The sequence below is a fragment of the Micromonospora sp. NPDC050784 genome, from assembly GCF_044456765.1.
Taxonomy (GTDB): Bacteria; Actinomycetota; Actinomycetes; order Mycobacteriales; family Micromonosporaceae; genus Micromonospora; species Micromonospora foliorum.
The window spans coordinates 161,547-184,542 of record NZ_JBITGG010000018.1 but is presented as its reverse complement, the minus strand read 5'-3'; the positions used below and the strand labels follow the sequence as shown (position 1 = coordinate 184,542).

The following is a 22,996-nucleotide window of genomic DNA, read 5'->3' as shown; positions in this document are numbered from 1 at the left end:
GGGGGGCGGGGTGGCTCGGCGGGGGGGCGGCCGCGCCCACCCCCCCCCGCCCCGGCCCGGGGGGGGGGGGGCCCCCCCCGGGGCCGGGGGGCCCCCCCCCCCCCGGGGGGGGGGGGCCCCGCCGCGTCGTGCCGACCCCGGTCAGTGCAGGTGTTCGTTGGTGATCCGCAGGAGGTTGGTGACGGTGGTGACCTCCGGAATGCCCTCCCGGTGCCGGCCGCCGGCGATCTCCGCCGACCAGTGGGCGTACCGGCCGGCCAGCTCGTTGGTCCGGTCACCGGCGACGGCGTAGACGCACCGGCCCAGCGGGTCGACCGGCGCGTTGGGCCGGTCGACCTGCCCACACGCGAAGTACGGGTTCTGGCCCTGCTTCGCGTCGAACCCGGAATTCAGGCCCTGGCAGGGATCCCAGTCGACGGCCTGCGCGCAGCCGGCGTAGTTGCTCACCGCCTGGGCGTACGCCGTCTGGAGGTAACGCCGGCCCGTGTCGCCGTTGAGGTCGCCACGCGGCGCGGTGTAGTCGCCGGGCAGCGAGCGGTCACCGAACAGGACGAGGTGCATCATCTCGTCCCGATCGAGCGCGCTCGCCCAGCCCAACTGGGTGAACGCCTGCAACAGTCGAACGGACTCGGCGAGCTGGCGGCCCTTCTCCCACAACGTCTGCGAGACGGCCCAGGTGGTGAGCGGCGGGGCCTCGACACCGGTGCCGGCGGCCGCCACCCGGTAGAAGTACTTCTGCCGTCCGGACAGCATCGACCGGGTACGCGCAAGTGTGTCGTTGTCGACCTGGGGATGGGTGGTGACGGTGCCCTGGGTCTGCAGTGCGTTGAGGTACTGCGGCCACTGGGTGAGCACGTAGTCCGACGGGCTGTGGCACTCGGTGTCGGGGTAGGGCCCGCTGCCGTTGTAGATCTCGCAGTAGACGCCGACCGGCCGGGTCGTGGTGACACTGCGCACGTCCTGCCAGGTCTCACTGCCGCCCTGCTTCACCTGGTGGCGCAGAGTGATCTTCAGGTCGCCGGAGTAGATCTCGTACTTGGGCCTGATGGTCTCCTTGACGTTGACGAAGTCGCCCTCGATACAGGTGCGCAGCGTCGGCCGGTAGCTGGGCGGCGCCGCGTAGGCCAGCAGGTCGTAGTAGGCGGGCAGGTCCGAGTTGCGCAGCGTGGCGGGGACCGACCAGGCGGGCATACCGATGTCGCCGATCCGGCAGGGCGTCAGGCCGGGCGCGTCCGGGATCTGCGCCGCCGCGGGCAGCGCCTGGTCGGGGGCACCCCACAGGTCGTACGTCCGGTCGTTGCCGGCGGCCGGGTAAGCGGGGTCGGCCTGGTTCCAGCGGACGGCGCGCCCCACGTCGTCGAGCGCGTCGGACCACCCGTCGAAAGCGGCCCGGTAGTCGGCGACGAGCCGGGTGAACAGCTCGTTGGTGGCACCACCGGCGCCCGGGTTGCTGAACTGCCGCACCCGCTGGTTGACCCGGTCCCCCGCGTCGAAGGTGCCGGCGGTGTGCTCCGCCGTGACCGCCGCCGCGAACTGCGGGTTCTCCAACTGCATGACGAGGTTCGCGCGGGCGCCGATCAACCAGGCGGACGGGTTCGCCACGCCGCTGACCGCCTGGTCGCCGGTGGCCGGCCGCAGCGGAACGCCCTTGGCCGCCGCCCACCCGGCGAGGTAGTCGATCGCGCCGTTGGGCAGATGGAGGTCGAGGACGTTGACCGGGTTCGCGGTCGACGTGCCCGCGGGCACCACGAACGGGGCCTTCTTCGCGGCCGTCGTCGCGAACGTCCGGGTCGGCGAGTCGACCTCGTCGAAGTACTCGGCCACCGACCCGATCGCGCCACCGTCGACGCGGACGGCCCGGTGCAGGTAGCGGTCGGTGGCGTCGTCGACGTCGTCCGCCGCCAACTGTTCGAAGGCAGCCTGGTTGGCCAGCGCCATCTGGTCGATCTTCTGATCCATCGTGTGGAGCTGGTCCCCGATCACGCCGAGGATCCGCTTGACCTCCCTGACGTCCTGGCCCAGCAGACCGAGCTGGGTGCTCAGGCCGTCGTACATCGCGGTGAGTTTCGCGTCGACCCGGTCGAATCGGTCGCCGATGCCCTCGGCCATCCGCCGGACCTGCTCGCTGAGCCCCTTGATCTGCTTGCTGATCATCTGATCCGGTGACTCCTGGCCCATGAACAGCGGCAGCAGGGCCATCCCGGCACCGATGAAGTTGCCGGTCAGCGAGAGGGCGGCGGCGGCCGACGCGGCGCCGGTGAGCTGACCCGAGGCGATCGTCATCTCGTAAGAGATCACCGAGGTCACCGATTTGACCAGCGCGTCACCGACCGTCTTGACGGTCTTGGCGAACTTCGGGTCGTAGATCCCCCCAATGTCGCCGAGGACCACGGTCAGCAGACTGCCAGCCTCGCTGACCAGCTTCTTGGCGTCCTCGGCCGACTTCTTGGCCGCCGCCTCCTCCGCTGGGGTCGGCTTGGCGCCCTCGATCGGGAACTTCGCGTTGAGGGCGGTCGCGGCGGTGATCCGGTCGTTCGCCAGCGCCTCCAGCGCGTCGAACTGCGACTGCACCGCCGTGCGTACGGCAGCGGAGAACGCCGCCTCGTCGTCCTTCTTGGCCAGGATGCCCGGCAGGTCGACCCGGCTCGCGAACGCCGGTAGTGCCATCAGGTCCTGCGCCGAGGTGTCCAGCCGGACCGACAGGCGCGCCGCGTAGGTGCCGTCCCACGCCTCGCGCAGCTCCGCGTCGGTGGACGCGGCCCGGTGCAACCGCTTCCACGCTCCGGCGAGCCGCCCCGGCGCCGACACCTCCCACAGGAAGTTCTGGCTGCCGGTACGCACCTGCTCGGTCGGTGTGACCACCGCGCCGAGTTCCTCCCCCGTGGTGGCGGTCAGCAGGGCGCGCAGGCCGGGCCCGCGCACCTCGGCCCGGTCCAGCGCGGCCTGCGCCGGGTCCTGGTCGACAGGGACCGCGAGCAACCCCGCGGTGGCGGCGGCGAACGCGGCGAGCCCCTCGGACGAGCCGACGCCGGACACGGCCGCCCGCACGGCCGCGTCGGTGCGTCCAAGGTGGCGGACCACCTGCGTGCCGTCCACGGTCGGATGGGCCGCTCGCCAGTCGACGATCTCCGCCGCCACGACGGCGTCGATCACGCCCGCGACGCCGGTCGTGCGCGACTGCACCGCTGCGGCATACAGACTGTCGTGCAGGGCCGCCTCGTCGATCGGAACCGGCGCGGCGTAGCCGGGGACCGCGTACGTCGACACCGCCACGACGACCCCGACGGCAGCGGCACCCACGCGCCTGCGGATTCTGCCTGGTCTCACCTGCGAACCTCCCTTATCTCCGACGGTGGTCACGGCGCCGTGACCCCGCCGCTGAGCGACTCCGAGGTGATCTCGCCGACTCTGCTGTTCACGAGCACCTGGAAATGGGTGTTGGCGTCCTGGTCGGAAAGCACAAGCGACATCCGTCCGGTACCGGGCTGCGCCGCGACGACGAAGGACTCACTCATCGGCTCCTGCCAGGAGTAGTTGCCCTCCCAGTGCCGGCGCAGGTAGCTGAGCGTGACCAGGTAGGACGTCTCGTCGGTCGCGTTGTCGGTCCAGCCCAGTCGCAGGGTGCTGCGGTTGTAGGCGCTCTCGGCCGTCGACACCAGGTCGGTCGGCTTCGACGGCCGGGAGCTGATGCAGCCCAGCGGCACGGCCGACGCCACCGGTGTGCTGCCGTCGGGCACGTTGCGTGCGGTCGCGCACAGCCGACGGACCGGCCCGGTCGGCGGGACGAGGACGGTGTGGGTGAACCCGAACGGTCCGGCCGGCAGCCAGGTCCGGAAGTCGCTGGCCGGCTTCGACGCGACCAGGGTTCCGTCGAAGGTGATGTCCACGGTGACCGGCCACCCGTTGCTGTCGGTGGCCCAGCCGGTGATGCCGAGGACACCGTTGTTCTGCGGCCCGGTGGCCTGGGCGGCTCCGGTGGGTGCCTTGTCGGTCGGCGTCGGTGGTGGCGGTGGTGGCGGGGGCTCGCAGCCCAGCGGATTGGTTTCACAGATCGGGACGGCGCCGGCCGCGCCCGGCGTCGTCAGCACTCCGAGCGTCGTGAGGAGGGCTGCCGCCCCCGCAAGCGTGCGTTTCATACGAGGATCAGGCCAGCAGCGACTTGGTGGCCACTTGGCGGCGACTTTGTGCGCACACCGACGCGTCGTGGTCAGCGACTCCCAGACCGAGCCTCGACCGCGCTCAGGGCGACTCGTCCCGCCATGATCTTCCCCTGCCCCCGGTCCGCTCCCCGGGGCAACGCGGTATGCACCAACCGCCCCTGAGCAGGCATTCTTGGGATATGGACCGGCCTCTGGACCCTACCCCCGGAGGTGCTCGTCATGACGACCCCAACTCCCACCGTGGCTCCCGATCCAGACCCGCTACCCATGGCGCGCGACGCTGCGTACCGTGGCAGCCGCCGGCGTCGGCGCGCTGTCACTGCTGCCGCTCGCCGCCGCGACGGCCGGCGTGGACACCGTGCCGGTTGTCGCGCAGGCGTTCGTCGTCGCCGGCGCGATCACCCGAGTCCTCGCCCTGCCCGGTGTGGACGCCTGGCTGCGGCAGGACGTGCCGTGGCTCGCGGCTGCTCCGGCGGACGCCATCCGCCCTCAGTAGGGCGTTGCACAGGAGGCCCAGCGGCGGCGGTGGCGCGGAACGCGCGGCCGCCGCCACCCAAGGAATGCGTGGCCAGCGGCGACCGCGAGCCGCCGCATCAACGTCCCGCAGGGTTCAAGCAGTTTGGGGGGTGCCGGCAGTCGCACGTGGGCGCAGCGAACGATGTGCGTTCATCCCTGCTGCGGGTGGTGCGGACGGCCGGAACGTTACGCCTGTTCGGCCTTGGCCATTTCGGCGAGCTGATCGAAGGTTCGGACGAGGTGGGCGAGCCGCTGTTCCTTGTAGTCGGGTGAGGGCTCCAGGTCGTCGATGGCTTCTTCCCAGACGGTCAGGAACTTGATTTTCCAGTCGGCGATGGTGCCCGGGTCGGGCAGGTCGACCCCGACGTAGTTCTGTTGGGCAATGAGGTGGAGCAGTTCGAGGTTGCAGGGCACGGCGACGCCCCAGTATTCGTCGGGCTCAATCTTTACGGGGTCGCCGGACATCGCCTCGGCGACTTCGGCGATGAGTCGGTCGGTCAAGATCCCCAGATGGTCGGCTGCGGTGTCGCTGTCGAAGTTGCCGCTGCCCCAACCGCCCATTGGTCCTCCGCCTGCCGTGCCCTCTGGTCCGATGAATTCAACCAGGTCGGTGTGACCTCGTGTCAGCGGCGGAGTGGCACCCCCGCAACGAGGTACTCGTCTCCGGTCCTGGTCTCCGCCGGCGCCGGCGTTCCTCAGGCTCCGGTTCCCGCCTGAGGTGATCGTTCTGGCGGTGCGCTGGTATCGGCGGTTCGGCCCCTCCCTCGGCGTGGCACGACATCGAGCGGCATGCCAACAATCCGATCGACTCGGACTCGACGCGTCACCCGCGACCCGGATGGCTGCCGCGTTCACCGAACCGGCCCGAGCGATCTGACCAGTGCCCGCTGACGCGGCTCGGCGTGCCCACCAATCCGCCAACGCAACAGCGCCGTATGGCTCGCGCGACGGATCTGAGCGCGGCGCCGACGCGCTGTCGCACCGCCCGAACCGTGGGCACGCCGAACCAGTGCTGGCTCGATCGGTGCGAGGGCGAGAGAATCCGCGTCAGGAACTCCGTCGTCTCGCTTTTGCGATCATGCTCTTCATGCGGGACGAGAACCTTGTGGGACTCTGGGACAGCAGTCCGTACGACTACGGTGCGATGGAGTCGAGCTGGGTCTGCCTTCGGCGGGACGGCACTGGCTGGACAGCGGTCGCCAACACCGGCAGCGCGGCGGTGAGCCAACTCGGCTGGGATTGCCCGCGCGACGGCGAGGTCGAGCTGCGGTACACCTGGATAGCCTCCGGGAGGTGGGCCGCCGGCACACCGTTCATCCTCGCCGAAATCGATGAGCAGGGCCCGTACGACGAACTGGTGCATACGCGATATTCGGTTGGCACCGAGACGCCGCCGATGGCGGATGCGCCAGTCACCGCCCTGCACCTAGACGAGGATGTCGAGTTCGTCCGCCGCTTCGCGCTCGCGAGCCGGGAAACCGACCAGTCGGGTCCGGCAGCTACGTCGGCGGCCGAGGATTGAGCGCCCGCTACAACAAATCGATCGCGCTACGGCAGTCCCACGGCTTCCTGGTGGTGCGGTACCAGGGCGACATCCAGCACTGACCGGACATGCCGTCGACAGTTGAGTGCGCTCGGTCATGCCGGTTGGTATATGCGTTCCAGTTAGCATCGCCCGGTGGAATCAGGGGCCGACGCGATTGCCCCAGGAGTACCGGACCCCGCCGATCTTCGTCGGCGGGTCGCCCGCGGTCGCGGTCTGGTCGTCGTCCTCAACGAGACCGTCACGATGCCGGCTGCCACGGCCACTGCGCGGGCGTTACGGGTTGCGCTCCAGCCGGATATGGCGGTCTTAGCCTCCGCGGGACGCCAAGGGCCGATCCTCACTGTGCTGCAGCTAATCGGGGACTCGGAAGCCACCGCCGTACGCCCGGCTCTGGAGAACCTTGTCGCCGAGTTCCGCCGGGTAGCAGCCGCGCTCGTCGAGCAGATGGAGGCTGGTTCGTCACCGGTGAGCGACGGCGACGCGGACCCCCCCGAGTCTGTGCGATATCGCGACGCGACCTGGTACCTGTTCCCGCACGGAGAGCACTGCCAGTTCGAGAACGCGGTGAGCGGCGAGGTCGTCGAGGCCAACATCTATGCCCCCGGCCTCGTCGATCCGTACTTCCTGTTGCAGTACGCGAAGACCTCCGGCCGGCATGGTGCTGTCGTCGACGCCTGCACAGAGGGTTTCCACGATATGTGTCGTCTACTCGATCACGCTGGAATTGCCTACGGCTAACGGCCATGGCTACTGGCTGTCTGAAGCACGAATCCTCGCGGCCAGCACAGTGTTGGCATCGGCATTCAAGGCGAGGTCCGGTCATGTCGACGGTGAGCCAGGTCGTCCACACCGAACGCTGGCAAGTGGCCGCTCCGACGTTGTACTGGATATTCATGATCGAGAACCGGGACTACCTCTACGGGTTCCCATCCTGCGAATGGGTACGTACCGGAGCAGCGCCCTCAGGTTCGTGACGTCTGAAGTACCTTCGGTGACGCGAACCCGAGTACGGGTGGTGCGTAATGAGCGTAAGGCGGGGCTTCTGCTCCGCACCTCAAGTCATGGTCGGTTGCCCGGTACGGCCGAGTGGTCAACACCACCACGGCCGGTCGAAAGGGTCTTCCGCGACCTCGAGCATCTCCACGGCCGTGAAGAGGCTTTCCACGAAGTCCTTGGGCGGGAGGAGGAGGTGCGCGCCGGGGAGCAGTACCTCAACCAAAGCTTCTTTTCCCAGCTCCGCGAGTATGTCCTGCGCGACGTCCAGGACTTCGGCCACAAGCGGGTGCTGGTCTCGCATCCCAGGTGGTTCGGACGCGACGACGCTGGGGTCATTCCTGAAGTTGACGAGCGCGTCCAGCATCTCGGTGCGGTGGTGCTCTTCGGTGACCGCTCGAGCAACGATGTTGGCGATGTCTTCGCGGATGTCCTGGGCAGCCTTCTCCTTCGCCAAGTCATCGAGTTCGTCGAACGCTTCGAGTTTCCTCTTGAGAGAACGCCCCTCAGGGCTGTCCTTCACCAGGTCCAGTGCGGCTTGGCGGAGCGGCAATTCCTCAAGCGGAAGGTCATCCGGGTCCATCGCCGTCCCTAGGGTCGTCGGAGCTACTCATTCAACAAGTCTGACGGCCGCTGTCCAGGTCTCGATCGTCAACGCCTGTCGCCCTGCTGGACTGGACGGACAGCGGCGACTTCCTCTCACCGCACCCAAGGTCTTGCCGCTGGGCCGAGCAGGTGGCAGCCGAACTGGGCGAAGACCCGGCCGGCTGGCTCTTTGACACCCCCCAACTGCCCTCCCCAGGAGGCGCCGATGAGCACCACCTGTTCGACACCGAGCGTGACGCGGATAGCCTCTAGATCCTCCACGTGTCGCGCGACCGTGTAACCGGCGGCATCGGCCAGCCGCCCGGACAGGCCGGCACCGAGCTGGTGGTAGGCGTACACGTCAAAATCGGCCCGGGCGAGCGGGGCCGCCGGTCCCGGACCCGGACCGTCAGGCGCACCGGGTCCACCGTGGACCAGGATGGCGGGCGTGGGCCGGGCCGGCGCTCGGACCTTGATGATCTTCGCCATTCAGGTCGGGCACTGCCAGATCCTACGGCCGCACGATCCCTCGCAGCACAAGAACGCGTTCGCCTGCTGAACCGAGGTGAGGCCGACAGCATCCACACTTCCAGCCATCCCGTCTGCTGTCGGCCCGCCCCCTGGGGAGCGGGCCGGCCGGCCACTGCGCGGGGTTTACATCAGCGGGTGGTGACATTGACCGGTGCCTGGGTAGTCGTCCTGGCCTGGAAATCGTAGTGACACACCCGCTGCCCTGGTTCAAGGCTTCGTATTCGGTCGGCCCGGCGACAATGTGGCTGTAGGGCACCCAGACGGTCAGGTCAACGTGATCGAGGGCGACGCTTCCCCACCCCTCGTCGCGGTTCGAGGTCTTCACCACCCCGGTGTCCTGCAGGCCCTGATCCGAGGATGGTAGGCCCTCATCGTTCGGTTGGCAGATCTCCGTCGGTGGGGTTGGCGGCTGGCGACCTGAGCGCAAAGAGCACGGTGAGCAGGGCCAGGGCCGCGATCCCGGTGCTGACCAGAAATCCGCTGCTCATGCCTTCGGCGATGGCAGCGGCAGTGGGTGCGGTACCCGCGACCCGAGGGACGCCTTCGATGGCGGACGTGTAGACGGTGGATTGAAGAGCCACACCGAGCGTCGCGCCGGCCATCATGATCGCCTGCAGCAGGCCCGACGCTGCCCCCGAGTCCTTCGGGTCCACGGTAGACATGATGGTGACGTTGAGCGGGACGACCACGAGGCCAAGGCCTGCGCCGGCGAGTAGCAGTGGCGCGAACAGCCCGGTGAGGTATCCGGTGGTGGCCGAGATCTGAGTCAGCCATGCGGTGGCGATCAGGATCACGACGACACCTGTGGCGGCCGTTGCCTTCGCGCCGTACCTGCCCAGTGGTCTGGCCGCGTTCTGGGCGGTGACCAACAGCCCGACCGCCATGGGCAGGAAGGTGAGGCCGGCCTCCAGCGGACTGAAGCCGGACACCTCTTGCACAAACAGGACCAGGAGGAACTGCATGCTCAGGGTCACCATAGGCACCAGCAGCAGACCCAGGTAGGCCCCTGCCCGCGAACGTTCCGCGAACAGGCCGAGCGGCATGATCGGCTGAGTCGCCGTACGTTCGACGAGCACGAATGCGACCAGCGACAGAACACCAACACTCAGCCCGACCAGTGCGAGCCGGTCGCCCCAACCATGATCCGCGGTCCGCACCAGCCCAAACACGACGCCGACCATCCCGACCAGAGACGTCGTCGCCCCGAGGAGGTCGAACCGGCCGATAGTCTTTGGGGGTTCGATGACGAATCGGCGAGCGAAGAGCAGCACGAGCAGACCGATCGGGACATTGATGAACAGCACCCAGCGCCAAGAGGCTAGCGTGACGATGACGCCGCCGAGAATCAGGCCGAGGGTCATCGCCGAGGCGGTCATCGACGAGTAGATTCCGAGCGCTTTGGTCTGCGCGGCGCCCTGGAAACTAACCACCAGCAGAGCAAGCGTGCTCGGCCCGGCCAACGCCGCACCGACGCCCTGCAGGGCCCGCATGGCGACAAGCCACTCCTCGGTCTGGGCCGTGCCACCAAGCAGCGACCCCACGGTGAACAGCGCGATGCCGGCGAGGAAGATCCGGCGTCGGCCGAGGATGTCGCCAGCCCGTCCACCGAGCAACAGCATGCCGCCGAACGCGAGCAGGAAGGCGTTGACCACCCACGAGAGGCCGGCAGTTGAAAAGCCCAGATCGTTCCTGATGACCGGAAGCGCCACGTTGATGACGGTGCCGTCGAGCATCAGCATGACCTCGCAGGACACCAGGGTGGTGAGGGTCAGAGCGGCCGCCCGGTCGATGTTTGTGGTCGGCGCGTGGGTGACTTCGGTCGTGCTGGGCAGTGAACTCGACACGAAACCTCCTGCTGAAATAGCGTGAAGACAGGCGAGGAATAGTGAACGTTTACGTCTACTATATGCGCAGAGGTGCGGCTGAAACAAGCAGCTTCCTGCGTGGCGGGCACGCGCAAAGGCCAGGAAGGCGACACATGACGACTCCGACGGCAGGGCAGGCGACCAGGGTCCAGGGGCGTCGGCGGGGTGTGGATCTTGAACGCGCGATCTTCGAGGCGGCAATCAACCAGCTCGGCACCGTCGGCTACGCCAAACTCACCATGGAGGGTGTGGCGGCAGCAGCCCACACCGGCAAGGCAGCGCTCTACCGTCGCTGGGGCAACAGGGACGAACTTATCCGCGACGCCCTGGGTAACCTGCTGCCAGAGCCGCCGTCGGTGCCTGAGGGCACCTCTCTGCGTGAGGGCCTGTTGACCCTGCTGCGCTATTTCGACTCGGTGTTGTTCGGGTCCAAGGGAGCCGCATTCCAGGCGATCGCCGCCGAGAGCGCCAGCGATGTGACAATGCTGCGCGACCTCTTTCAGGCCAGAGTGACCACCCCGTGCCAGGAACGAATCCGTTCCCTGCTGCGCAGGGACATGCCCACATCTGGTGCGGCGACCCTCGACGAGGCGGCCGAGAAAGCGTTCGCCACAGTCGGGCCCGCGATGCTCATGTACAACTGCGTCACCGGGCAGGACAGGAGCACCGACCAGCAGATCGAGGCCATCGTGGACGGCCTGCTCCTGCCGCTGGCACAGACGAAGCGGTCAGCAGACGTCGAGCGACCTGGAGCCCACCCCGTCGGGTACGAGGGTTCGGGATAGGTAATCAGCTCCAGCGGGGACCCGTCCCAGTCCCGGCGGTAGACACTCACGCCATGACCACGCCAGCGGCAGCGACTCGGCGCCGGGAAGCACCGACGCGCGCGGGCTCGGTGCGACCGATTCGGGCTTGCTGGGCATTCCCCTGGCCATCGCCGTCGGCGTCTCGTTCCGTCAGGCAGCACTGATACTGAATATCAGCTCCCAGTTGGGCGTCTCGACCGGAACGGCGCTGTTGTCGGTGGTGCTGGCGTCGACAGACCCTGCCCTGCACCCGGAGGTTCGGAAGGTAGCTACATGTCCCCGCACCGTGCGGCAGCTCAGGCGTTGTCGAGCACGAAAGTCCGCATGAGTTCGGCGCATTCGGTCGCGTGCGTTTCCAACAGGAAGTGTCCGCCGTTGTAGAGGTGCGCGTCCATCCGATCGAGAGCGCGGTGGTAGGCAAGGACCTCCTTGACGTTGAAGAACGCGTCATGCCGTCCCCAGAGGACAAGCGCTGGCGGCTGGTGCGCGGCATGGTAGTCGGCCAACTCATCGAAGCGGGCGACGTGGTTGGCATAGTCGCTGAACAGCGCGAACTGGGCGTCGATGTTGCCAGGCCGTTGCATGCGCTCCCAATCGAGGTGCCACGACTCGGGTGGTTGCAGGGTGCGCACGCCCTCGGGCAGGCCGGCGAGGTACTGGTCGCGGGTCCCGGCAAAGGTCAACCAGTCCGGCAGTTTGGCACGCTGGTGGTCGGTCGGGTCGGCCCAGTACGCCTTCGCGTCGTCCCACTGCTCACCGAGGCCGTCCTCGTGCGCGTTGCCGCTCTGCACGATGAGGCCGCGGATGCGATTCGGGGCGCGGGTAGCCAGGTGGTAACCCACCGGCGCGCCGAAGTCGTGCAGGTAGACGAAGAAGCGCTCGACCCCGAGCTGGTCGAGTAGGTACTCGACCGTCCACGAGAGGTTCTCGAAGGTGTAGTCGTATTCGTCGGTGGTTGGTGACGAGGACATGCCGAAGCCGGGGAGATCGGGCGCGATCACGTGCGCGACATCGGCCAGCCTGGGCATGACCTCGCGGAAGGTGTGCGACGAACTCGGGAAACCATGTAGCAGCAGTATCGTCGGCTGCCCGATTCGCCCGGCTTCACGGAAGAATACCTCCAGGCCGTTGATGTCGGCCTGGAGGTGGCGGACCTTCTGGATCGCCTGCATCGCGTCCTCCTTTCAGCGCGGATGGCGCAGGTGGTGGTGGGTGCAGTTGAGCGCCGTTCAATGCCGTTCAGCGCAGTTCAGGGCTGTTCGGAGCACCATGCTGCTCCCAATCCGCTCCCCCGAGCCAGGCTCGCCATGGGACACCCAGGGCACCGCGATGAGTTTTGGCACGCTACAGGGCCCCGTCGGGCAACCTCTACACCGACGAGGGCAACCATTGGGACATCCTCTACCACACCTGGGGCTGTTGACGTCTGAATCACCCGCGGCCGCCGTGCCGCCGTGGCCGGGGTCGACACGACGGGGGCCGGGCGCGGCCCTTTCCGTGGCCGGCCCGGTGGCGCAGCCGGCCGCCGGCACGAGGGCGAGCAGCAGCCCGGCAAGCAGGGCGGACAGCCTCGCCGGCCCGTTGCCGGGCTGGCGAGGAGGTACGACCGTCACGGCGTCCCGCTGACGCCGCACTTGATGATCGGGCGGATGCAGTCCCCTACCCGGCGCTCCATCTCCGCCACCGGCCAGGCGTTGAAGAAGTCGCCGTGCATCGTGTAGCCGGCACCGGACGCGAGCCGGAAGCCGGCAGGGTCACCGTTCGCCGGGTACCGGATCACCTGGCGCAGCTTCGGCACGGGCACCGGGTGGCTGGCCGGGCAGTCGTTGTTCACCGGGTACGCCATGTGGCTTTGATGGTTGGCCGAGTCCAGGTTCACCCCGTCCCAGCAGCGCCACGGCGAGCACCGCGGTGCGCAGCCGCCCGCGAGCCGGTGTCGGAGACGTCGGCAGGGACATGAGGACTTCCTCCCGGCCGGGCTACTGGTAGACGCGGACGTAGTCGACGAGCATCCGCGACGGGAACGGCGTGGTGCCGTCCACCGGTCCCGGGAAGTCGCCGCCGACGGCGAGGTTGAGGATGAGGTAGAACGGGTGGTCGAAGACCCACGGCCCACGGGTCGACTCGACCGTGGCCTTGCTGGCGACGAAGACCGTCTGCCCGTCGATCTTGAAGGTGATACCGCGACTGTCCCACTCGGCGGACCAGACGTGGAAGCCGCCGGAGAGGTCCACCCCGCCCGGCGACGGGTACTTCTGGCCGTACCCGTTGCCGCCGTTGTAGGCCGGCGCATGCAGGGTCGAGTAGGCCTCCAGCGTGTTGCGGCCGAGGACCTCCATGATGTCGATCTCCCCGTTGTACGGCCACGGCCGCCCGGTGAGGAAGTCGGCGCCCATCATCCAGAACGCCGGCCAGAGCCCGTTGCCCTTCGGCACCCGGACGCGGGCCTCGATCCGGCCGTACTGCACGTTGAACTTGTTGCCGGTGTTCATCCGGTGCGAGGTGTACGAGCGGCCGTTGATGGTTTCCCGGCGGGCCTCGATGACGAGTGAGCCGGCGCCGTCCAGGCTGGCGTTGTCGTTGTTCGTGTAGTACTGGAGTTCATTGTTCTGGCCGGTGCCCGGATCGATCGTCCACTTGGCCGGGTCGGGCTTGCCGCCGACGGCGCCGTTGAACTCGTCGGCGAACACGAGCCGGGTGGCCGGGAACGTCGGGTCGGGAGGCATCGTCGGCGGCGGGGTGGGGTTGCCGCCGGTGCCGTACACCTTGAACTCCCACAGCGAGTACCCGTACTGGCTGCTGCGGGCGGTGCCGTACATCCGCACGTACCGACCGGTGCCGGTCACGTCGATGGTCTCCTTGAAGCCCTTCCCGGTGGTGGTCGAGTAGACGGTGGTCCAGGTGGACGCGTTCGGCGAGACCTGAATCTGGTACGACCTGGCGTACGCGGGATCCCACTGCAGCACGACCTGGGTCACGGTGGCGGTGGCGCCGAGGTCGACGTAGATCCAACCCGGGTCGACCCAGCCGTTGGTCGGACTCGTCGCCCAGCGGCTCGCTGGGTCGTAGTCGAACGCCTTGTCCGGCGTGCAGCCGAAGCACGCGCCGTCGTTCTGGCTGGTCGACGCGACCGCCGGCTTGGCGTACGACAGCAGCGTCGCGCCGCCGGGCGGCGGGGTCGTGGGCGGCGGGCCGGTGCTGCCGTAGACCTCGAATTCCCACAGCGACACGCCGTACTGGGTGGCGCGCTGGGTGGTGTTGACCCGGACGAAACGGCCGGTGCCGGTCACCGCAAGGTCCTGGACACCGCCCGTGCCGGCCGTGGTGGTGTGGATCGTCGTCCAGGTGTCGGTGCCGGTGGGCGATGTCTCGATGGTGAACGCGCGGGCGTAGGCGGCCTCCCAGCGCAGCACCACCCGGCTGACGGTGGCGGAGACACCCAGGTCGACCCGTAACCACTGCGGGTCGCTGAACGCGCTGGACCAGCGGGTGCCGGCGTTGCCGTCGGCGGCCGCCGAGGCGGGGAACGCCACGGACTCGGTCGACGAGGCGGTGACCGGCCGCCCCTGGGACAGCAGCGCGTCGGCGGCGGCGGCGGGCGGCGCCAGGATCGCCAGGTACGCGCCGAGCAGCAGGAGCAGTGCGCTGCCGAGGGCCGCGAGGCGGCTGCCGCGCCCCGCTCGGGACAACGGGGTGAGGGACGGGGGGAGAGTCCGATTCATCGGTACTCCTTCGGGGTGGCGGCGGCGGGACCGACAGCTCACTGCTTCGGGCCCAACTCGCAAGAGAGAGCGCTCTCCGACGTAACTCACTCTTAATCCTGCCGACCACGGATGTCAATGACATTCAATTGATCAGCATGAATATCTTGACGGCGGCGGATGGTCGGGGCGCGGGGGCCGGCCCGCTACCGGACGCGGCCGATCGTGGCCGGGCGACTCCCGCTCGACGCCGAGCACCGGCCACGATCGACGCCACCTGACCGCTACGGCTTCTTGGGGTCCTCACCGACAAACAGCACCGACCCGCGGAGGCGCGAGCCCGCAGCGTGCCCCTACCTGCAGCGTTCACCCTGCATGGCCTGTTCGAGCTCACTGACGCGCTCGTCCGATATGCACAGACCGCCAACACGCTGTGGACTCAGCTCGAGGGCCAGTCGCCCCCACCCGAAACCGCGCTGCTACACCTGTCGCTGACAACCGCCGAAGGACTGGCCACAGTCGTGGACCTCAGCAGCTACTCGCGGCGGGGTACCGCAAGCCGTAGTCAATACTCCAAGGTCTACCGGTACCGCTCCGGGTCCCGGCGATAGGTAGAGCAGGATCTGGTTCTCTGGAGACACGATCTCCATGTCCAGCTTGGACCGGGTCAACCCGGCCGCGTCGGTTGGCACCAGGAACAGCGCCGGGTCCCCCTCGTAGCCGAGGGAGGCCGCGATGTACCGCGCGATCTCGACGTCGAACCCGACGTGCTGGCCGTTCCGAACCTGGTCAGCAAAACGACATCAACGACGGCCGAACCCTCATCCGCGTCGACGACCTCGCCGACCGGACCACCAGCCGCGCGTGGCAGCAGCAAAGCTGCGGACCAGGAATACGCCCTGGCCAACGAGGTCGACCACCCCCGCAACGTCTACCTGCGCGAGGACGCCCTCACCGACCCGCTCGACGAGTGGCTGGCATCCGCGTTCAACCCGGACCACCTCGACCAAACGATCACCGCCATGTGCGACGCCCAACCAACGGACACAACGCCACAGACGGCCGCAGCGCAGGCCACGATCGCGGCCTGTGACGCAAAGCTCGCCCAGTACCGGGCCGCCCTCGACGCCGGCGCAGACCCCGCACTAGTCACCGGTGGATCACTCAAACCCAGGCCGAACGGACACGAGCCGAAGCTGATCTTCAAACGACCCAGCAGACAGAGCCACGCCGGATGAGCCGCTCCCAGATCGCCGACCTAGTCCGAGCGCTCGGCGACATCGTCGCCGTGCTCCGCGACGCCGATCCGGCCGACAAGGCCGAGGTCAATCGGCAACTCGGTCTCCGGCTGAAATACCAGCCTGAAACGCAAACGGTGCGCGCTGCAGTCGATCTCAGCGCACACCGTGGGCAAACTGTTTGTGTCCGAGGGGGGACTTGAACCCCCACACCCTATACGGGTACTAGCACCTCAAGCTAGCGCGTCTGCCATTCCGCCACCCGGACCTACACGTTCAGCCTACCTCGCCGACCAGATGATCTTTCCATCCGGTGGTCGGCACGGCGGGCCGCACGGGGAGTTACTGTACACGCCGCTCGTGGATCATGCACATCGCCTTCCGGCGCCTCTCCCCAGGCGCTTGCGCCGCTGCTCAGACCGCCTCGAACGCGCTGCTCAGGCCGCCTCGAACGGCCCCGGCGACACACCGTCGGAGCGTGTACGGGTAGCGTCCGGCGGCCCTCTGCCGGCAGCATTGCCACGTGTCCCATCCCTCCCCCTTGGCAGCCGCCCAGCACCGAGCCCTCGCCCTGCGCGCCGCGGGCGACCTCAGCGCCGCCCGGCAACTGCTCGCGGAGGCCGTCGAATCCGCTCCCCCGCCGTACGGTGACGATCATCCGGAGATGCTGCACACCGCGCATGTGCTGGCACGGCTACACCGGGAGGGGGACGATCCACTCGCCGCCCGCCGGGTGTTGGAGGAGGCGTTCGCGGCGGGCGAGCGGCGCTGGGAGCACTCCGACCCGCTGATGCTCGCGCTCGCCTTCGAGCTCGCCGAGGTGGCGGAGGAACTCGGCAACCGGCACGAGGCCCGCCGCAACTACACCCGCGTCGCCACCGCCGGACCCGCCGCGCTCGGGGAGAACCACCCGGCGGTACGCGCAGCCCGCGACTACCTCGGCCTACCCGCGTCGACGCCGGGCGAGCAGCACCCCGTACCTACGCCCGGTCCGGCCCCCGTCGCGGTGACCGAGCCGGGTGCCCGGTCGGCGCTCTCCGGCCCGACCCTGTCGCTGGCGACCCTCGCCGCGATGCGGCCCTCCGCCAGTAGCCCGCCGCCCGCCGTCTCACCCTGGGCGCCACCGCAACCGCCGGCCACGCCCCAACAAACCCCTCCAGCGGTACGCGCACCCGCCACACCCACGTCGCCCGGCAACGCCACCGCGACGCCCGTTCCAGCCCCTCGGGCGGCGCCCGCCCAGCCGGCAAACTCCTCGATCGCGCCCGTTCAACCGGCAGCTTCCTCGATCGCGCCGGCGCAACCCACGCCGACGGCCGCACCCGGACCTGCGATGCCGCCCCGCCAGCGCGCCGACGCGCCACCGCCCGGACCGTCTCGGCCGGCGGTCGGCCCGATGCCCCGACCGAGTGCCGGAAATCCGCCGACAACGCCGGCCGGGCAGCGGCCACCGGCCGGGCCCGCCGTCGCACCCCGTCAGCGGTTGGGCGACCAGGCGTCCCCACCGGTAGTCGCCGTGCCACCCCCGCCGGCAACACCGGTGGTGCCGGCACCGCGCTGGGACGACCCCACGATCCAGGTACGGCAGATCGAGCCACTCCTCGCTGAGGAGGCCGCCCGGGCCGCCGCCCGGCCAACCGGGCCGAGCGAATCGCACAACGTGTCCGCCGCCGAGGCGACACCATCGGGCAGGTCCTCTCCGACCGTTGACCGCCCAGGGCCGGCGTACCCGGTGAGCGGACCACCGGCCCAGCCCATGAACGCACCGCCCGCGACCCCGCATCCGATCTCCGCACCACCCGACCAGCCGCACCCGGTCTCCGGACCACCGGTCCAGCCGTACCCGGTCTCCGGACCACCCAGCTACGGCCTACCCGTCTCCGGACCGCCCGGGCACAGCCAGCCCGTTTCCGCACCACCCGGTTACGGCCAACCCGTCTCCGGGCCACCCGGGCACACCTACCCGGTGTCCGCGCCGCCCGATTTCGGCCCGCCTGTCTCCGGGCCGCCCTACGGACCACCGATCTCAGCGCCGCCGGTGAGCGCGCCACCCGTGCCGCCCTGGGGGTTGACCGCGCCGCCCTGGAGCAGCAGCGCCCCACCGCAGCCCCTGCCAACTCCAGGTGCCGGCCCCGCCGAGCAGACCACGACGGCTGCGCAGGCCACGACCGCTGGGCAGGCCACGACCGCTCCGCAGACCACGACGCCTGCGCAGACCACGGTGTCTGGACAGACCATGATGGACGCGGGCGGCACCGGTGCCGGTGGTGACTCCGGGCTGGGCATTCTCGACGCCCCTGTGGCGCCGAACCGGCAGGCCCGTGGCGTGCCGTCCGACCAGACCGAGGTGTTCCCGTCCGTTCCATCGCATGGTGGTCCGGCCGGGGTCGAGACCAGTCCGGGCTGGCCCGCGGCTACCCCGCCCGCCGCGACGGCGGCGCAGCCGCATCCCACGGCCGCACGGGCGAACCCCACCGCCTCCCCGGCGAACCCGAGCTTCACTCAGGCAAGCCCCGTCGCAGCGTCGGCGGCGCCGGCCTGGTCACCGGGAGTCGGCGTCGACCCGGCGCTGGCACCTCCAGCCGCACCGCCACCGGTGCAGCAGTACCACCACCAGCAGCCCCAGACGCCGTACAGCCAGGACCAGGTCCAGGCGCCGTACCCGGGTCAGCAGTACCACCCGGTGCCGGACCCGTACCGGCCGGCGTACGCCGATGAAGGTGGTGGGTCGACGGGCCGCAACCGGGCGGCGCTGATCGGCGCGGTCGTGGCGGCTGGGGTGGCCGTCGTGGCGGTGGCGGGCCTCGGTGCGGTGGTGCTGACCCGCGACGATCCGCCGCCGACCGGGAGCGCGCCGACGGCGGTGGCGCCGGCACCGACGGCGGCCGGGCTTCCACCGGGCGACCTGGAGCTGCGGGACGATTCGACCACGATCACGTTGACCTGGACGGACCCGACCGGCGGGGCGGTGCCGTTCATGGTCGCCGCCGGCCGGGCCGGGCAGGCGTTGGGTGTGATCGCGACCGTGGACCCGGGCCGGACCAGCTACACGGTCAACGGGTTGAACTCCCGAGTGGATCACTGTTTCACCGTGTTGGCGGTCTACTCCACTGACAGCTTTGCGACTTCGGGACAGGTTTGCACCGCCCGGGAGCGCACAGCCACGTCGAGCGGGGAGCCCTCCGGCCGACCGTCGCCGCGCTGAGTCGCGCCGAAACCATCGCCGAGTCGCGCTGGAACCGGGCTGAGCTGGACGTCCACAACGCACACGCTCGGTATCCACAGGGGTGACACTGCGGGTTCCCCCGCCACCACCAGCGCCATATGATGGCACCCGGCTCAGGGGAGGGGTCGCCGCGAGGCGCGCCACCTGCCACGACTCAGGGGAGGCAGCCGGCTGTGGCCAGCATCGACGACGCCGTACAGACCGCGGCCCCCCGCTCCCGGTCCCGGCTGCGCGGCGGGCTGGTGACCGTCGGCACGGTGGCGGCACTGCTGGCCGCGATGGGGCTGACCGTCCTCGGGTTGGGCGCGGCGGACAACGCGGTGGCCAACTACGACGCGAGTTCCTGGCTGTGGAGCGCGGCGCGCAGCGAGCTGGCCCGGGTCAACGGGGTCACCGCCCGGGTCGACACCCGCACCGAGATCCCCGGTGCCCGGCAACATCCGATGCAGATCACCCAGACCGACCGGCTGCTGCTCCTGCGCGACCTGCAGACAGGCCAGGTCAGCTCCCTGGACCTGGCCACCCTCCAGCTCAGCGCGACCACCCGCACCACCCCCGGCCTGGGCGTCAGCGTCGCCCTGCACGAGGACGCGGCGTTCGTCGTCGACGCCGTGCAGGGCATCGTCCGGCAACTCGACCCGCGATCGTTGACCCCGGTCGGCGAGCCGGTGCGCTATCCGCCGGGCATCACTGGCGGCACCTTCGACGGCAAGGGTCGACTCTGGATCGCGGTGCCCAGCCAGGGCACCGTCTCGGCGATCACCGCCGCCAAGCTGCCGTCCGCGCCGGCGACGGCGAGTGCCGGGCTCAGCCCGCAGCGGGTCGAGTCGTACGACGTCGCCGACGCCAGCCACGAGCTGGTGGTCTCCACCCTGGACGACGGGGTGGCGGTGCTCGACCGGACGGCCGGGAAGCTCGTGCGGGTGCAGCACGGTGAGGTCCACCCGACGCCGCTGACGCTGTCCGGCCCGGCGGCGCTGCCCGCCCGTACCAGCGGCCCACGGGTCCCGGTCACGGTGACCGCCGACCGGCGGGTGCTGCTGGTGGGTGACGGTGGGCTGGAGAGCGGGTTCACCGTGCCGGGTGAGGGGGATCGGCTCAGCCCGGCGGTGGCCTGGGCGAACCGCTTCTACTGCGCCGACGAGGCCACCGGCACCATCTACTCCTTCGACGCCGCGGGTCAGCTGGTCGAGACCATCCGCGGGCGGGCCAACGGGCCGCTGGAGCTGGAGGTCCGGGAGAACCACCTGTTCATCAACTCCCCCGACTCGGCGACCGCCCGGGTGGTGGACGACAAGCACCAGGTGCGCGAGGTCAACAAGTACGCCAACGACGTGCTCGGTGGCGACCCGCCGCCGGTTCCCCCGCCGCCGCCTCCGCCGAAGAAGCCGCGGGTGGGCAAGCCGAGCGCGCCGCGCAGCGTCACCGCCTCCGCCGGCAACGCCCAGGCGCGGGTGAGTTGGCGGCCGGCCGCCGCCAACGGCGCCGAGATCATCAAGTACGTGGTGGAGGGCGCCGACCAGCGCCTGGAGGTGGGCGCCAACCAGCGTGCGGTCGAGGTCAAGGGTCTGACCAACGGCGAGACGTACCGGTTCGCGGTGCACGCCGTCAACGCCAAGGGCGACGGCCCGCCGCGCACCAGCAACCCCGTGACGCCGACCGCCGCGGTGCCCGACCCGCCGGCGAGCGTCACCGCGCAGGAACGGCCGGACGGCACGGTCCTCGTCAAGTGGCCGGCGGCGAACGGGCAGGGCAACACCATCGCGAGGTACGCGGTGACGGCCAGTTCGGCGGGGACGAACGCGCCGGCCGGCGAGTCGACCAAGACGGAGCTGGTGGTGCCCGCCGGTGAGCTGGAGTTCGGCACCCAGTACGCGTTCACCGTGGTGGCGGTCAACAGCAAGGGCGCCGGGTCCGCGGCATCCCCGGTCAGCAACACGGTGGTGCCCTTCGCCGCGCCCGGTCGGCCGCTCGACCTGCGCGCCGGCACGGTCGCCAACCAGCCGGGCGCGGTGACGGTGCAGTGGGCGCCGGCCGAGGCCAACGGTCGGCCGGTGACGAAGTACCTGGTGGACGTCGGTGGGCGGGTCAGCGAGGTGACCGACACCCGCACGACCGTCACCGGGCTGGGCAACGGCCAGAACGTCGCGGCAAAGGTGAAGGCCGTCAACGAGGCGGGGCCGGGCCCGGAGGCCACCGCCACCGCCCGCACGGTGGCCGAGCCACGGGTCACGGTGACCGGCTCCTCGTCGACGGCCACCGGGGCGACGGTGACGTTCACCGTGGACGCCGGTGGCGGTCAGGCCACCTGCGCGCTGACCACGGCGGGCGAGCCGGCGAAGGCTGGGGCGTGCTCCAGCATCACGATGACGGGCCTGACGCCGGGCACCAACTACACGTTCACGGTGACGGCGAGCAACGCCGCCGGCAAGGGCACCGCGACGCGGGCCCAGAAGACGCAGCCGCTGTACGGGATCGCGACCTGCCGCAACGGCGCATCGGGCCCGGAGGCGAGCTACTGCACCCGGGAGATTCCCGGCGAGCGCAACGGCAACGAGATCTTCGAGGTCACCCGGCAGGACAACGACCGGCAGGCGGGCTGGGTGCCCAACGGCGAACGCTTGCAGGCGTACTGCAAGAAGTCGGGCGAAGAGGTCTACGCCTACATCTACAACAACAACAAGCGCAGCACCTGGTGGGTGCAGGTCAGCTACAAGGGAAAGAACTACATCCCCTGGGCCTGGCTCAATCTGGAGGGCGGCGACAACATCAACGTCCTGCCCACCTGCTGAGGACACCAGGCGAGGAGCACCACCGACCGTGAACACCCACGAGCCGCTCACCCAACCGGAGGTGCAGGGTTTCGCCGCCCTGGCCGCCCGGCTGGCCGAGAACGTCAACGCGGTGGTGCTCGGCAAGCCGCAGGTGGTGCGGCTGGCGCTGACCGCGCTCTTCGCCCAGGGTCATGTGCTGCTGGAGGACGTGCCCGGGGTCGGTAAGACGACCCTGGCACGCGCCATCGCCGCCACGGTGAAGGGCGAGTGGCGGCGCATCCAGTTCACGCCCGACCTGCTCCCCTCGGACGTCTCCGGCGTGACGATCTTCAACCAGGCGACCCGGGACTTCGAGTTCCACCCGGGGCCGGTCTTCGCCAACATCGTCATCGCCGACGAGATCAACCGGGCGTCGCCGAAGACCCAGTCGGCGCTGCTGGAGGTGATGGAGGAACGAACCGTCACAGTAGACGGGGTCCGGCACCCGGTGCCGTCGCCGTTCCTGGTGGTGGCCACCCAGAACCCGGTGGAGATGGACGGCACCTACCGGCTGCCCGAGGCGCAGTTGGACCGCTTCCTGGTGAAGCTCTCCGTCGGGTACCCGGACGAGGCGGTCGAGGTCGAGGTGCTGCGCGGCGCGACCGTACGGTCCCCCGAGGCGCTCGCCCCGGTCACCGACACCGCCACCGTCGGCGAGATGGTCCGGATGGCCCGCCGGGTGCACATCGCCGAGCCGCTCTACGCGTACGCGGTCCGGCTGGCCGCGGCCACCCGCACCCACCCGCAGGTGCGCGTCGGGGTCAGCCCCCGGGGCGTGATCGCGTTGACCCGTGCGGCGTGCGCCTACGCGCTGATCGACGGGCGGGGCTGGATCATGCCGGAGGATCTGAAGGCGCTCGTCGAGGCGGTGTTCGCGCACCGGCTGCTGCTCACCCCGGACGCCCAGGTGCGCGGGATGACCCCCGCGGAGGTGCTGCGCCAGGCGGTCGCCTCGGTGCCGGTGCCGCTGCCGTCGGGGCACCCCGCTCCGGTGCAGGGCTGACCGGCAGCAGCGC

At 69.8% G+C, this 22,996-nt stretch carries 17 protein-coding genes, 1 tRNA gene and 1 pseudogene; 8 read left to right on the top strand and 11 right to left on the bottom strand.

All coding sequences use genetic code 11. From position 1 onward, the window contains the following. Positions 1-141 precede the first annotated feature (141 nt). Positions 142-3,300 carry a hypothetical protein gene (locus ACIBD9_RS24000; protein WP_396721001.1) on the bottom strand — a complete coding sequence of 1,053 codons (3,159 nt, stop codon included), beginning with the start codon at positions 3,298-3,300 and terminating at the stop codon, positions 142-144. A 56-nt stretch (positions 3,301-3,356) separates the two neighbouring features. Next, entirely contained in the window at positions 3,357-4,136 is a 780-nt protein-coding gene (locus tag ACIBD9_RS23995) for a hypothetical protein (RefSeq protein ID WP_396720999.1), read from the bottom strand. A gap of 313 nt (positions 4,137-4,449) precedes the next feature. On the opposite strand from ACIBD9_RS23995, the gene ACIBD9_RS23990 reads away from it, so the two are divergent. Continuing rightward, a complete protein-coding gene (locus tag ACIBD9_RS23990) occupies positions 4,450-4,656 on the top strand; it encodes a hypothetical protein (protein WP_396720998.1) in 207 nt (68 codons plus the stop codon). 206 nt (positions 4,657-4,862) lie between these two features. Here ACIBD9_RS23990 and ACIBD9_RS23985 read toward each other — a convergent pair whose 3' ends face one another. Further along, the gene (locus ACIBD9_RS23985; protein ID WP_396720997.1) at positions 4,863-5,237 is read right to left on the bottom strand and encodes a DUF4259 domain-containing protein; all 375 of its coding nucleotides are present in this window, start codon (positions 5,235-5,237) and stop codon (positions 4,863-4,865) included. 526 nt (positions 5,238-5,763) lie between these two features. On the opposite strand from ACIBD9_RS23985, the gene ACIBD9_RS23980 reads away from it, so the two are divergent. After that, positions 5,764-6,198 carry a hypothetical protein gene (locus ACIBD9_RS23980; protein WP_396720996.1) on the top strand — a complete coding sequence of 145 codons (435 nt, stop codon included), beginning with the start codon at positions 5,764-5,766 and terminating at the stop codon, positions 6,196-6,198. A 156-nt stretch (positions 6,199-6,354) separates the two neighbouring features. Continuing rightward, positions 6,355-6,960 carry a hypothetical protein gene (locus ACIBD9_RS23975; protein ID WP_396720995.1) on the top strand — a complete coding sequence of 202 codons (606 nt, stop codon included), beginning with the start codon at positions 6,355-6,357 and terminating at the stop codon, positions 6,958-6,960. Positions 6,961-7,312: 352 nt separating this feature from the next. Here the strand turns inward: ACIBD9_RS23975 and ACIBD9_RS23970 are convergent, their stop codons facing one another. The 3 genes from ACIBD9_RS23970 to ACIBD9_RS23960 form a co-directional block, all read right to left on the bottom strand. Further along, on the bottom strand, positions 7,313-7,798 hold the full coding sequence (locus tag ACIBD9_RS23970) for a hypothetical protein (protein WP_396720993.1): 486 nt from the start codon (positions 7,796-7,798) through the stop codon (positions 7,313-7,315). A 116-nt stretch (positions 7,799-7,914) separates the two neighbouring features. Next, positions 7,915-8,289, bottom strand: a complete 375-nt coding sequence (locus ACIBD9_RS23965; protein ID WP_396720992.1) for an alpha/beta fold hydrolase — start codon at positions 8,287-8,289, stop codon at positions 7,915-7,917. 410 nt (positions 8,290-8,699) lie between these two features. Next, a complete protein-coding gene (locus ACIBD9_RS23960) occupies positions 8,700-10,175 on the bottom strand; it encodes an MFS transporter (RefSeq protein ID WP_396720991.1) in 1,476 nt (491 codons plus the stop codon). Between the two features lie 134 nt (positions 10,176-10,309). Here ACIBD9_RS23960 and ACIBD9_RS23955 point away from each other — a divergent pair, with 134 nt between their 5' ends. Continuing rightward, positions 10,310-10,981, top strand: a complete 672-nt coding sequence (locus ACIBD9_RS23955; protein WP_396720989.1) for a TetR/AcrR family transcriptional regulator — start codon at positions 10,310-10,312, stop codon at positions 10,979-10,981. 317 nt (positions 10,982-11,298) lie between these two features. Here ACIBD9_RS23955 and ACIBD9_RS23950 read toward each other — a convergent pair whose 3' ends face one another. The 3 genes and pseudogenes from ACIBD9_RS23950 to ACIBD9_RS23940 all read right to left on the bottom strand — a co-directional run bounded on the left by ACIBD9_RS23950 (position 11,299) and on the right by ACIBD9_RS23940 (position 14,724). Further along, entirely contained in the window at positions 11,299-12,174 is an 876-nt protein-coding gene (locus ACIBD9_RS23950) for an alpha/beta fold hydrolase (protein WP_396720988.1), read from the bottom strand. 437 nt (positions 12,175-12,611) lie between these two features. Then, positions 12,612-12,917 (bottom strand): annotated as a pseudogene (locus ACIBD9_RS23945) (DUF1996 domain-containing protein); the annotation flags it as partial. Between the two features lie 64 nt (positions 12,918-12,981). Then, positions 12,982-14,724, bottom strand: coding sequence for a discoidin domain-containing protein (locus ACIBD9_RS23940; protein WP_396720987.1), 1,743 nt, complete (start codon positions 14,722-14,724; stop codon positions 12,982-12,984). 746 nt (positions 14,725-15,470) lie between these two features. Between ACIBD9_RS23940 and ACIBD9_RS23935 the strand changes: the two genes are divergently transcribed. Continuing rightward, complete coding sequence (locus tag ACIBD9_RS23935) at positions 15,471-15,941, top strand: hypothetical protein (RefSeq protein WP_396720985.1); 471 nt, start codon at positions 15,471-15,473, stop codon at positions 15,939-15,941. Positions 15,942-15,961: 20 nt separating this feature from the next. Here the strand turns inward: ACIBD9_RS23935 and ACIBD9_RS23930 are convergent, their stop codons facing one another. Further along, complete coding sequence (locus ACIBD9_RS23930; RefSeq protein ID WP_396720983.1) at positions 15,962-16,108, bottom strand: hypothetical protein; 147 nt, start codon at positions 16,106-16,108, stop codon at positions 15,962-15,964. A 17-nt stretch (positions 16,109-16,125) separates the two neighbouring features. Continuing rightward, positions 16,126-16,209 (bottom strand) — tRNA-Leu (locus ACIBD9_RS23925). A 255-nt stretch (positions 16,210-16,464) separates the two neighbouring features. On the opposite strand from ACIBD9_RS23925, the gene ACIBD9_RS23920 reads away from it, so the two are divergent. The 3 genes from ACIBD9_RS23920 (at position 16,465) to ACIBD9_RS23910 (ending at position 22,983) form a co-directional block, all read left to right on the top strand. Continuing rightward, complete coding sequence (locus tag ACIBD9_RS23920) at positions 16,465-19,146, top strand: tetratricopeptide repeat protein (RefSeq protein WP_396720982.1); 2,682 nt, start codon at positions 16,465-16,467, stop codon at positions 19,144-19,146. Between the two features lie 194 nt (positions 19,147-19,340). Further along, positions 19,341-21,959 (top strand): fibronectin type III domain-containing protein, encoded by a 2,619-nt coding sequence (locus ACIBD9_RS23915; RefSeq protein ID WP_396720980.1) that lies wholly within the window; start codon positions 19,341-19,343, stop codon positions 21,957-21,959. Positions 21,960-21,987: 28 nt separating this feature from the next. Next, entirely contained in the window at positions 21,988-22,983 is a 996-nt protein-coding gene (locus tag ACIBD9_RS23910; RefSeq protein ID WP_396720978.1) for an AAA family ATPase, read from the top strand. Positions 22,984-22,996 lie beyond the last annotated feature (13 nt).